Here is an 11933-nt window from a genome sequence, read left to right on the forward strand (position 1 = left end):
TTTTATTTACTTTCAAATACTTTCTCTACAGTATTCCTAGATGCATTCCCATCGTCCCAATTACAAAATTTATTATAGAATTCCTGATATTTTTCTTTATAGTTCCTTTGTACATTCTCAATATTTTGTAATGACTCAATTACCTCATTTGTATTCTTTACTAAAGGTCCCGGTAGATCATTCTCTATATCTAAATAAAAGCCTCGTAACTTATTCCGGTATTTTTCAAGATCATAGGTGTAAAATAATATCGGCCTTTTTAAATTTGCATAGTCAAAAAATACAGATGAATAATCAGTGATTAATACATCAGAAACCAAATATAGTTCAGCTATATCATCATAATTCGATAAGTCATAAGCAAAACCTTGATAAGATGATAAATCAATTTGGTTTGCAATAAAATAATGCATCCTCAATAATATTATATAATCATCGCCTAACACGCTTCGCATATGATCCAAGTTTAATTGTAATTCAAAGTTATATTTCCCTCTAGCAAAGTAGTCATCGTCACGCCATGTCGGAGCATAAAGTATAACTTTTTTATCAGTAGGAATATTTATAGATTTTTTTAACTGTTCAATGTTTTTTTTATCATTTTTATTGTACAGAATATCATTTCTTGGATATCCAAACTCTAACATTGTCTTTTTATATTTAAATGCCCTTCTAAAAATCTTTGAGGAATATTCATTAGGTGAACTCAAATAATCCCAGCGTCTTGATTGATAATAAAAATTCTGCTTATAATTAGGATCAGCTGAGTATACATCATCCATATCAAAAACAAGTTTTTTCAGTGGTGTTCCATGCCAGGTTTGTAAATAAATGTTACCTTCTCTTTTGTTTAAATATTTTGGTAACCTTGAATTACTAACCCAATACTTTGCTCTTGCTAAATAATAAAAATAAGGTAAACTAAACCGCTTGACCTGTATTTGCTTCCCAGGAATATTTGTTTTTTCATTAAAGCTCCAAACAAATTTATATTTAAGCCCTTCATTCACCATATATTCATAAATATATTTGGGACTATCAGAGTAATTTTTCCCCAAGAAGCTTTCAAAAAATATTAAATTTTTCTTTAGGGGAAGTTTGGTGAAAACTCGTTTATATAAAAATATTAAAAACTTTCGTTTAGACTTAAATGCTTCTTTAAAATCTCTCAAGAAATGATGAAATGTATTAATCTTTTTATATTTTCTTTTGCCTTTGTTAAGAATTGATTTAATTTCTCGTTTTAAAAACCAATCGTATTTCTCATAATTATAGGTATCAATCATTTTTATTGCTTTAGTCAGCGGTTCATAGAGCCTATTTATATTTTTATTATCATAAAAGTAAGTTATAATCTCTTTTCTATAGAAATTCAAAAAATGTTTATCTAGGAAATCATTTGCTAAGTTAATTTCTCTGTATATTTGTTTTAAATTTATATAAGCATTGATAAAACTATCAATTTTATATTCAGGAGCAGACTGGCTTAACGATGGATTAGATACTGGATCATTTCTCTTTCTTTTAAAATAAATAGCTTCATTTAAATATGGAATATTCTCCACAGCCAATAATGCTGGAATTAAAAAATATAAGTCGGAATAAATTTCTATTTCTTCTGAAAAAGACAGTTTATTATTAAGAATAAACTGTTTAGAAAATAAAAAATTAACAGCTGAATTATTTCGGATTAGATTAAAACGATTTTCGGAGAAATTTTTTGGCTTATAAAGACCATCAAATAACAAAGCAAAACTGCTACTTAAGTAAGTGGTTTTTAATCTCCCTCTAATAATGTCATTTCTCCCTATTTTAGACACTAGTAAATCTATTGTATCAGGAGGTAAGTAATCATCGCTATCTAAAAAGAACAAATAGTCACCTTTTGCTTTTCTTATACCATAATTGCGAGCTGCTCCAACACCTTTTCTTTCTTCAAAATTATATAAAATGATTCTTTTATCTTTTCGCAACATATCCATAATAATATTTAACGAATCATCACTACTATTATCATTGATTACGATAATTTCAATATTTTTATATGATTGTTTTAACACCGAATTAATACATTTCTCTATAAACTCAGCTGTATTATATACTGGTATAATTATTGATACAGTCTTCATTCTAGCACTCCTTGTTGTTGGTTACTCTTAAATAAAAAGGTTCTTTAATTATTATATCATATATGTAATTTCCAATTCTAATAACTTTATTAAGTCTTTATACTATTAAAAAATCGTCTTATACAACATTTATGTATAAGACGAAAACTAGAGCTATATAATAAATCAATGGTAGACTTGAAAATACTTTTTAATACCATTAACAATTCCTATTGCAACGTTTTCTTTATATGACGATTGTTTTAACTTTTTGGCTTCATCTTTGTTGTCAATAAAACCTACTTCTACCAGTGCACTTGGTACTTTCGTTTCTCGTATAACATGGAAGTTTCCCTTTTTCACTCCCCTATTTGAGCTCTTCGTTTCTGATATTAATTCTTGTTGAATCGATTTTGCCAATTCTTCACTTTTTTTACTCTCATATTTATCATACCAATAAGTTTCAATACCTTTTGCACTACCATTAAATGAATTTCCATGTATGCTCACAAATATATCAGCATTTGAATTATTTGCAATGCTAGCTCTTTGACTAAGCTCTAAAAACTCGTCTGTTGTCCTAGTCATAATGACATTATAACCGGCATTTTCAAGCAGCTTTTTGGTAAGTGATGAAATGTCTAAAACCAGATTTTTTTCTACAATACCATTTCCACTAGCACCAGGATCCTTCCCGCCATGCCCCGCATCAATTACAACAACTTTACTTTGTGTCGAGAGATACGACGAATGCAACCAAACTGTTGGGCCTTTGCCATTAATTTTTCCACGATACCAAGTATTGTTTCCTACTTTTTCTGTCAAATGGACTTGAAACAACTGCCCTTTATAATTAGTCATGGAAGAGTAAACTGTATCCTTATTGCCACCCCACGCTTTTGTTGTCGCTTTTCCCTTTCCATTGATGTAAAATGTCTTTTTCTTTTTGTCAACACTTACATGTGGATGGGTCGATAAATCAGCAGCTTTTACCCAGCCTACTACGCCTTTTACACTGCTTGGTTCAGTACTTATTAAATAGTATGTTTCACTACCTACTTTTGCTTGTCTTTTTATATAGTAGACTGCATGAGTATATGTTGAGCCGGCTGTGAAAGACTTTCCGTTTATCTTTTCGTAAATTTTTACATTCGCGTTGCGAATATGACCTAAGCGACTTGTGTTACTTTCAAATCTATCGGTTACAAAGCTAGAATGTAACCAAACTGTTGGGCCTTTGCCATTAATTTTTCCACGATACCAAGTATTGTTTCCCACTTTTTCCGTCAAATGGACTTCAAACGACTGCCCTTTATATTTGACCATGGAAGAATAAACTGTATCCTTATTGCCACCCCATGCTTTTGTTGTCGCTTTTCCTTTTCCATTGATATAAAAAGTCTTTTTCTTTTTATCAACACCCACATGCGGATGGGTCGATAAATCAGCAGCTTTTACCCAGCCTACTACGCCTTTTACACTACTTGGTTCAGTACTTATTAAATAATATGTTTCACTACCTACTTTTGCTTGTTTCTTTATGTAGTAGACTGCATGAGTATATGTTGAACCAGCTGTGAAAGACTTTCCGTTTATCTTTTCATAAATTTTTACATTCGCGTTGCGAATATGACCTAGACGGCTTACATAACTTTCTTCAATGTTATCAATATAACTTGAATGTAACCAAACTGTAGGACCTGTTCCATTAATTTTTCCACGATACCAAGTATTGTTTCCTACTTTCTCCGTCAAATGGACTTCAAACGACTGCCCTTTATATTTGGCCATGGAAGAATAAACTGTATCCTTATTGCCACCCCATGCTTTTGTTGTCGCTTTTCCTTTTCCATTGATATAAAAAGTCTTTTTCTTTTTATCAACACCTACATGCGGATGGGTCGATAAATCAGCAGCTTTTACCCAGCCTACTACACCATTTACACTACTTGGTTCAGTACTTATTAAATAGTATGTTTCACTACCTACTTTTGCTTGTCTCTTTATATAGTAGACTGCATGAGTATATGTTGAGCCAGCTGTGAAAGACTTTCCGTTTATCTTCTCATAAATTTTTACATTCGCATTGCGGATATGACCTAAGCGACTTGTCTTTGTTTCTTGAATTTCTTGCATTGGTTCAATTACTTTTGAAAATGAGTTATTTTGAACATTTGGCTGTTCTTCTACCGATGATAATTTTGATTGGTCATCATCTTCTACTTTTTCTCCAAAGTTACTGTCATCAGAAAAGGAACTTTCATTTTCCTCTACAGATTTTTCTGTTATTACCTTTTCATCTTCATAGTTTTCTGATGTCTCTTCACTATCTTTCTCATCTTCACTCTCATTATCCATTTGTGCTTCACGTTCTTGTTTAAATTGATCAGCTTCTTCTATTGGAACAACACTTGAAGAATCCACAAAACCCTCGATTATCTCTTCCTTACCATGACCATCTGCGTATGTATAACGTATCAGTGAATAAGCAGGATCTTTAATATTTTCAAAGAATAGTAGAGTGACTTCCGTGTAATCCGGAATTAACAAAATAGGTTGTTCCGCTTCACTACTTTCATACAGACCAACCCCTTTGTCCTTTGTTTCAGAAAAAAGAACTACCTGTTCTTCCATAAGTTCAGAGTTTATTTCGCCATCTAAAAATTCAGAGTCCGCTTCTTCTTCAAAGGCAGCAATTGGTTTAATAGGCATCATTGAAAATACTAAAGTGAAAATAAGTGTATAGACACCTAATTTCTTCATGTTGTTCACCACCTCCTTCCAAGATATTAATACTAGTATATTATTCCTTTCAACTTTTGTAAAACTATATAACTAGTCTTATAGATTTATGATAGGTCTTTGGGGTTAATCAGAAATAATAAATGATAAAATGAGAATAATAGAAAATTCCCTTCGCATTCCTTGTCGTTTTATAGTATAATAATTTATTGAGTGAGTATAAATATTGGAGGGTATTTACCAATGAAAAAAGTAATCACGTATGGAACGTTTGATTTACTCCATACTGGACATATAAATATATTAAGACGTGCAAAAGAACTTGGAGATTATTTAGTTGTAGCCATTTCTTCAGATGAATTTAACGCTGGAAAAGGGAAAAAAGCATATTACTCATTTGAACAACGAAAAGCGATTTTAGAAGCAATTCGCTATGTTGATGAAGTCATTCCTGAACATACATGGGAGCAAAAGATCGATGATATAAAAAGTCACGATATCGATGTGTTTGTGATGGGAGATGACTGGGAAGGAAAATTTGATTTTCTAAAAAGTTACTGTGAAGTTGTTTACCTTCCTCGTACGGTAGGTATTTCAACAACACAAATTAAAAAAGATTTGAATAAGATGAATCATGCTTAGAGAGATTGCAATTGGCATCTATCTTGCTGTCTTTCGAATCTTCTTTACTGTTTTTAATCGCTTTTCGTTGCAAGAAAAAACAACATTTGTTGTATCCTTTGCCGGAAATATTGAAGCAGTGGTTGACGAATTGGAAAAACAAGTTCCAGATCAGCAAGTTGTCATTTTAAAAGCTAATAATTGCAAGGTGAATTTTGATAAACAAAATCGGGAAGTATTAAATTTTGAATCAATGAATCTAGTACACTTCTTGAAATCGATCTATCATCTTGCAACTTCAAGTCATATTATTATAGATAACTATTATGGCTTTTTAGCTGCAACAAATTTTAAACCTGAAGTTAAATGTATTCAATTATGGCATGCTGCAGGTGCGATTAAACAATTTGGATTAGAAGATTTAACAAATGGAAATCGTACGGAAAAAGCTTTAATACGATTCAAGCAAGTTTACGATAAATTTGATCACGTTGTTGTTGGTTCAGATAAAATGGTTACCATATTCAAGGATAGTTTTGGGTTACCAGAGGAACGCTTTATGCGTACAGGAATTCCAAGAACGGATTTCTTTTTTGATGATATTAGGAAGAAGAGAGCGGAAAATAAGCTTCTGACTGATTTTCCTGTTTTAAAAAACAAAAAAGTGATTTTATATGCGCCAACTTATCGGGATGATGAGCTTGATAATGCAAAATTGGCGATTGATCTAGATAAAATGTATGAACAATTTAAATATGATTATGTTTTATTTTTACGTCTGCACCCTGCAGTAAACGGTGAATTTGAAAATAAGTATCCCGGATTTATATATAATGTTTCCAATTATTCTAGTATAAACGATTTATTACTCGGTACAGATATTTTGATCACTGATTATTCTTCGATACCGTTTGAATTTTCAATCCTTAAGAAGCCAATGATTTTTTATGCGTATGATTTAGAGGATTATTCGAAAAAGCGTGGAATATGGTCTAATTATAAAGAGGAAGTGCCTGGTCCAGTAGTTGAAACAACGAAAGAATTGATTGAATTGATTGAAAAAATGGATTTTAATTTAGAAGAAGTGCATAACTTCGCTGAAACTTGGAATAAATATTCTACTGGTAATTCTACTAAAAACTTAATTAGCGCATTATATGAAGATGCACCAACTGAACAAGAAGAGCGAATCCGTGAGCATGTGTAAATGCATCACGGATTTTTGATTATATTGGAATCATTTTTAATTTTTTCAACTTCGTCTACAGTCAATTCTGTTAGTTCTGCAATTTGTTCTACTGATATGTTGTTAGTCATGAGTAATTTTTTCGCAAAATACTGTTGCGCTTCTTTTCTTCCTTTCTCTCGTCCTTCTGCTCTTCCTTCTTCCCTTCCTTTTTGTTCCCCTTCTTCACGTTCCAATTTGAAAATTTCTGCAAGTGTTGGGGATGGTTCTTCTCTATTCGCTTGTAGCATATGTTTTTCCTCCCCATAAATAATCGGGCGAAATGAGTTTGCTAATTCAATCGGTAAACAATATGAAAAAAGAAAAAAGCTATTTTTATAATTCTTTTTTTAACTTTTCAACTTCGTCTACAGTCAACTCTGTTAGTTCTGCAATTTGTTCTACTGACATGTTGTTGGTAATGAGTAATTTTTTCGCAAAATACTGTAGCGCATCTTTCTTTCCTTCTTCTCGTCCTTCTTCTCGTCCTTCTTCACGTTCAATTTTTGCAATCTCTATAAGTGTTGGTGATAGGTCTTCCCAATACGTATGTAACATATGTTTTTTCCTCCTCATAAATAATCGGGCGAAATGAGTTTGCTAATTCAAATCGGCAAACTATTCGAAAAGAGGTAAGAAGCTATTTCTGTAATTCTTTTTTTAACTTTTCAACTTTGTCAATAGTCAATTCTGATAGCTCTGCAATTTCTTCTACTGACATGTTGTTGATCATGAGTAATTTTTTCGCAAAACTCTGTTGCGCTTTTATCTTTCCTTCCCTTCGTCCTACTTCACGTTCCGCTTTGAAAATCTCTGCAAGTGTTCGTGAGGGATTTTCTCTATTCGGTTGTAGCATATGTTTTTCCTCCCCATAAATAATCGAGCGAGTTGAACTTGCTTATTCAATCGGTAAACTATTTGAAAAAAGGTAAGGAGCTATTTCTGTAATTCTTTTTTTAATTTTTCAACTTCGTCCACAGTCAATTCTGTCAATTCCGCAATTTCTTTTACTGACATGTTGTTAGTCATGAGTAATTTTTTCGCAAAATTCTGTTGTGCGTCTTTCTTTCCTTTCTCTCGTCCTTCTGCTCTTCCTTCTTCTCTTCCTTCTTCCCTTCCTTTTTGTTCCCCTTCTTCACGTTCCAATTTGAAAATTTCTGCAAGTGTTGGGGATGGATCTTCTCTATTCGCTTGTAGCATACGTTTTTCCTCCTTATTAATAATCGGGCGAATTGAATTCGCGAGTTCTGTTGACAACTCTCGTGGCAGCTTTAGCAAATAGTCAATGAAATGAAACATGGCGTGGACGGCCTCACGTGAATAGGCTTTATTTCGAAAAATTTCTCGCATAAGCTTCCTCTTAAATGCAAATCGTTTGTCAGCATTGCTTTTCGTTTTGTGCATATATTGTGTCGCGAGCACTATTTTACTAAATAGTTTATTCGATTGTTCCAGCTCTCTTTCATCGTAATCAAAAATTTTGCGGTTTGTGTATTTGTAATGGAGTGTTGTGCCGAAATAACTGTAATGAAAATGTTGTGGTTTTTTGGTCTGAGTTGGAGATGTGATTACTGCTAGAGCTACAATTTTTTCCTTATGGCGATCGTAAAGACGATAGAAATATCGAAACATACGCTCAGAAAAGTCTGTATCATCGTCACCTTGGATCTCGATATGGACGATAATCCACCTTTCATTGCCATTTTTCAACCGTACTTTTACGACTTGATCCGCATACCTTCTGCCTTTTTTCTCATCGATTATTTCTTGGAAAAGTTCTTGTTGCAAAAACTCATATGCTTGTGAAAAATCTATTTGCTCCCATAATTCAGGGATTAGAAAACTTGGCTTATTGCCAAACCTTGGCGAAAGCCTTAGTTGTACTTATGCAGTAGGAAAGTTTTAAATTTTCTTATCTGCCAAAAAATATTAGAAAATCCTCAAATAACTCGCTTATTATCTTTTTCCATAATCCATCTTGGTCAACTGTTTTTGCTTCATATTTTGGAGATTGTTCCATAATATATGGCACCGCTATCATTTGAGGTCACCACCACCTTTATAATTATTAAGACCTATTTTATCACACCGGAATGAACAATCAAATTACTTTCCGATTCTTCTAAATCTTTACTTATTTTGCCCATTCACTGCTGTATCTTTTTTTATCCGCAGGAGCTTCAAAACTCCGTCAACAACCGGTCGTTTTCCTCCATTAACTAAGCCCGCAATTTCTGCTAGTACATGGATAAGAATTAACACAACTAACGTAACAATTAGCGAAACAACAAGGGATGCCTCTGAAAAAAGAATGGCTAGAATTCCAAACAACATACTAAAAGCATACATGATTAGAACAGATTGCCGATGTGTAAATCCAACGCGTAGTAACTGGTAATGAATATGTTTATTATCCGGTTTCATGATTTGCTGTTTATTGGACGCTCGACGAATGATCGCAAATAATGTATCAAAAATCGGCACTGCAAGAACAATAACCGGGATAATAAAGCTAAATAACGCGATATTTTTAAATAAACCGAGCATCGAAATAACTGCAATCATATACCCTAAAAAATTTGATCCGGTGTCCCCCATGTATATTTTCGCCGGATAAAAGTTATGGTATAAGAAGCCAAGATTTGCACCGATAATTACAATTGCTAAATAAGCAGCAAACACTTGCATATCAACGATTGCCATAAATAACATGCTTAACAGCGCAATCGTTGATACACCTGTAGCGAGTCCATCTAATCCATCAATTAAATTGATTGCATTCGTTATACCGACTACCCAAAGAACTGTAATGAGTACACTAAAAACGCCTAGATCAATCATACCAATGAACGGAAGTGTGATCCGTTCAATTATTAATCCTGATGATATTAAAAAAGAAGCCGCGATCAATTGACCGGAAAGTTTGACAATTGGTCTAATATCGTAACGATCATCTAACATTCCGGTAATCACGATAACTAGAGCTCCAAGTGAAATTTCCAGTAAATGAATATGGGAAGGTTGCAAATATAGTAAACCTAACGATGCACCAAGAAAAATTGCTAAACCACCTATTCTTGGCGTTGCATTTTTATGTATTTTACGTCGAACGGGAAGATCAACGATATTAAATTTGATCGCAAGCTTTTTTATTGGAAAGGTGAGAAAAAAAGTTGCTATGAGGGCAATGAAAGATGCAATCATTAAATCAATATAGTTTATCATAACAATCTCCTTAACAGTGCGTGTTCAAAAAGGAGGATAAAAAGGACCAAGTCGGCTAAAGTCGCCACATCCTGTGGCAACGCCGACACTAGCACGTCCTGTGCGTCGAAAGTTCGAGGCGGCGAAGCTTCGAGCAGCGGACTTTCACAGGATGTGATGACTTCCGTGTTGCCCACAGGACGTGGGCGGTTTTAACGGAAGATCCCCTAATGCAGTGTCATTTTTACCGGACTTTTTGAACATCCTCTAACAGAAAGAAAAGTTCTTCAGGTAACATATTGAACTAGCTAAATTATATCGAATACTTGTCGATTCATGCAAATATTAGTCCAATTTTGAAATGAGGTGAAAATTAGCGTTTGAGGAGATTATACTGTCACTTTTAGTTCATTTAAACATAAGCTTAATGTAGAACATGTGCGAAGGGCGGTTTTGAATTGATTTCCAATGTCATGAAGTTAAAATTGATTGCACTCGCAGCGAAGCATGGTATTCAAGTGGAGCATTTCACTCCGGGTGAGGTAATTATCAGCATCGAAACATGGCGGGAATATTATGACAGTCTCCTCCAGCTGACTGATGATTTAAATCGAGATCCAAATATTCAGTCCATTACATTTGATCCTTCTGTAGGTTATGTTTATATTTACTACGACCATTCTGCTTTACAACATAAAGAAACAATTAACAATTGGATACGAATTTTTGAAAAATATTCGTTTTAAATACGGATATTTTTATTTTTTTAGTAAAATGAATAGTTATTTAGACTTGTGTATTTGTAATCAACAGCAACCTTCCTTCTATACGATAGTAGTAATGGAGACTTTTAATACAATATTAAAGATTGGGAATAAAAGGACTTTTATTACATTTATAGAAACGAACGAACCCTACTTTATCAGTAGTTATTATTCACAATGCTTGCTATATCAACATTAAGCAAAATAAATGCCGTTCTCATATATGCAGAAATTATGACAACCTATATTGAACAGTTAGTCCGATTGACGCTTGCATCTTTCAATTTTAAGATTACGTTTAGTGACTACATTAGAAAGGAAGGATGAATAGATGGAAGAGCCTGGGAGAAACGGCAGAATCTTATTGAAGCGGTCAATTTTAATTATGCTTGCCCTTATGTTGTGTTCACCTGTTTTCTCTACTTCACTGGGATTACATAAAAATGTCATACATGCTGAATCAGAGCCCAATATAGAACAATCTGATTTGATTGATGAGAACGAGGGAACAACAACCGATGAAATTACTAAGCAAAATGATGAACTAGTACAGCCACAGCCAACAGTGAATAAATCAGATTTGGCTTCGTTTTTACAGGAAGTACAAGCGGAGAATTTAAATGAAAACGACTACACAGAAGAAAGCTGGAGTCAGTTCATTCATGCGGTGAATCATGCTGAAACTATTTTAACTGATGAAGACGCCAGCCAAATTGAAATAGACTCGGCATTAATTAATCTAAGCTTTGCAAGAAACGGTTTGCTCATACTAATCCCTCCAATTGAGATAATTCCAATTGTTAATAAGGATGGATTAGAAGATTACCTAAACCAAATGAAAGAGTTAGATAATACGTTATATACAACGGAAAGCTGGTCAATACTTGAGGCTGCGATGAAAGAAGCTGAGGATGTTTTAGAAAACGACGATGCAACCCAACTAGAGATTCATCGAGCTTATATTAATTTATATAGCGCTTTTCAAGCTTTAGAAGAACTTATCACAACGATGCCTATCACTGCAGATAAATCGGAACTTGCAGCATATTTACAAGAATTAGATGAAAAAGATTTAATAGAAGAGGATTATACTGAAAAAACGTGGAGTAAGTATGTTCGTACACTCTCTACTGCAGAAATCGTAATGGCTTATAAATATGCTACACAAAAACAAGTAGACCGTGCATTAGAAGATTTAAAAAATGCATATGAGGGCTTAATAAAAGATTTTCCTATTCGTCCACCAGTTGAGCCATTTCCGGATAAATC

11 protein-coding genes and 1 pseudogene are annotated in these 11933 nt (G+C 33.5%); 4 read left to right on the top strand and 8 right to left on the bottom strand.

What is annotated here, in order from left to right; genetic code table 11:
- Positions 1-2 precede the first annotated feature (2 nt).
- The gene (locus ACPYKA_RS03785) at positions 3-2129 is read right to left on the bottom strand and encodes a bifunctional glycosyltransferase/CDP-glycerol:glycerophosphate glycerophosphotransferase (protein WP_479541075.1); all 2127 of its coding nucleotides are present in this window, start codon (positions 2127-2129) and stop codon (positions 3-5) included.
- Between the two features lie 165 nt (positions 2130-2294).
- Positions 2295-4871, bottom strand: coding sequence for an N-acetylmuramoyl-L-alanine amidase family protein (locus ACPYKA_RS03790; RefSeq protein WP_479541076.1), 2577 nt, complete (start codon positions 4869-4871; stop codon positions 2295-2297).
- Between the two features lie 222 nt (positions 4872-5093).
- On the opposite strand from ACPYKA_RS03790, the gene tagD reads away from it, so the two are divergent.
- Entirely contained in the window at positions 5094-5492 is a 399-nt protein-coding gene (gene tagD, locus ACPYKA_RS03795) for a glycerol-3-phosphate cytidylyltransferase (RefSeq protein WP_479541077.1), read from the top strand.
- Positions 5485-6678: a CDP-glycerol glycerophosphotransferase family protein gene (locus ACPYKA_RS03800; protein WP_479541078.1), complete on the top strand. Its 1194-nt coding sequence runs from the start codon at positions 5485-5487 to the stop codon at positions 6676-6678. The genes tagD and ACPYKA_RS03800 overlap by 8 nt, the downstream gene beginning before the upstream one ends.
- Before the next feature lie 5 nt (positions 6679-6683).
- On the opposite strand, the gene ACPYKA_RS03805 is transcribed toward ACPYKA_RS03800, so the two are convergent.
- From ACPYKA_RS03805 to ACPYKA_RS03830, 6 genes are all read right to left on the bottom strand, one after another.
- A complete protein-coding gene (locus ACPYKA_RS03805) occupies positions 6684-6947 on the bottom strand; it encodes a hypothetical protein (protein WP_479541079.1) in 264 nt (87 codons plus the stop codon).
- Between the two features lie 85 nt (positions 6948-7032).
- On the bottom strand, positions 7033-7254 hold the full coding sequence (locus ACPYKA_RS03810; RefSeq protein WP_479541080.1) for a hypothetical protein: 222 nt from the start codon (positions 7252-7254) through the stop codon (positions 7033-7035).
- 82 nt (positions 7255-7336) lie between these two features.
- Complete coding sequence (locus tag ACPYKA_RS03815) at positions 7337-7552, bottom strand: hypothetical protein (RefSeq protein WP_479541081.1); 216 nt, start codon at positions 7550-7552, stop codon at positions 7337-7339.
- Positions 7553-7632: 80 nt separating this feature from the next.
- Entirely contained in the window at positions 7633-8484 is an 852-nt protein-coding gene (locus ACPYKA_RS03820) for an RpnC/YadD family protein (RefSeq protein WP_479541082.1), read from the bottom strand.
- Between the two features lie 124 nt (positions 8485-8608).
- The gene (locus ACPYKA_RS03825) at positions 8609-8737 is read right to left on the bottom strand and encodes a hypothetical protein (protein ID WP_479541083.1); all 129 of its coding nucleotides are present in this window, start codon (positions 8735-8737) and stop codon (positions 8609-8611) included.
- 89 nt (positions 8738-8826) lie between these two features.
- Positions 8827-9921, bottom strand: a complete 1095-nt coding sequence (locus tag ACPYKA_RS03830; protein ID WP_479541084.1) for a glycosyltransferase family 4 protein — start codon at positions 9919-9921, stop codon at positions 8827-8829.
- Between the two features lie 437 nt (positions 9922-10358).
- On the opposite strand from ACPYKA_RS03830, the gene ACPYKA_RS03835 reads away from it, so the two are divergent.
- Both ACPYKA_RS03835 and ACPYKA_RS03840 read left to right on the top strand, forming a co-directional pair.
- Positions 10359-10646 carry a hypothetical protein gene (locus tag ACPYKA_RS03835; RefSeq protein WP_479541085.1) on the top strand — a complete coding sequence of 96 codons (288 nt, stop codon included), beginning with the start codon at positions 10359-10361 and terminating at the stop codon, positions 10644-10646.
- A 349-nt stretch (positions 10647-10995) separates the two neighbouring features.
- Positions 10996-11933, top strand: a pseudogene (locus ACPYKA_RS03840) (hypothetical protein); the annotation flags it as partial.

Origin of the sequence: Pseudogracilibacillus amylolyticus (SeqCode) (assembly GCF_051918545.1) — a bacterium.
Taxonomy (GTDB): Bacteria; Bacillota; Bacilli; order Bacillales; family Amphibacillaceae; genus Pseudogracilibacillus.

Excerpts from the sequence above, each read along its gene's own strand:
- ACPYKA_RS03815 (WP_479541081.1), bottom strand. The coding sequence starts at position 7,552 with ATGCTACAACCGAATAGAGAAAATCCCTCACGAACACTTGCAGAGATT.
- ACPYKA_RS03830 (WP_479541084.1), bottom strand. The coding sequence starts at position 9,921 with ATGATAAACTATATTGATTTAATGATTGCATCTTTCATTGCCCTCATA.
- tagD (WP_479541077.1), top strand. The coding sequence starts at position 5,094 with ATGAAAAAAGTAATCACGTATGGAACGTTTGATTTACTCCATACTGGA.
- ACPYKA_RS03805 (WP_479541079.1), bottom strand. The coding sequence starts at position 6,947 with ATGCTACAAGCGAATAGAGAAGAACCATCCCCAACACTTGCAGAAATT.
- ACPYKA_RS03810 (WP_479541080.1), bottom strand. The coding sequence starts at position 7,254 with ATGTTACATACGTATTGGGAAGACCTATCACCAACACTTATAGAGATT.
- ACPYKA_RS03790 (WP_479541076.1), bottom strand. The coding sequence starts at position 4,871 with ATGAAGAAATTAGGTGTCTATACACTTATTTTCACTTTAGTATTTTCA.
- ACPYKA_RS03800 (WP_479541078.1), top strand. The coding sequence starts at position 5,485 with ATGCTTAGAGAGATTGCAATTGGCATCTATCTTGCTGTCTTTCGAATC.
- ACPYKA_RS03785 (WP_479541075.1), bottom strand. The coding sequence starts at position 2,129 with ATGAAGACTGTATCAATAATTATACCAGTATATAATACAGCTGAGTTT.
- ACPYKA_RS03825 (WP_479541083.1), bottom strand. The coding sequence starts at position 8,737 with ATGATAGCGGTGCCATATATTATGGAACAATCTCCAAAATATGAAGCA.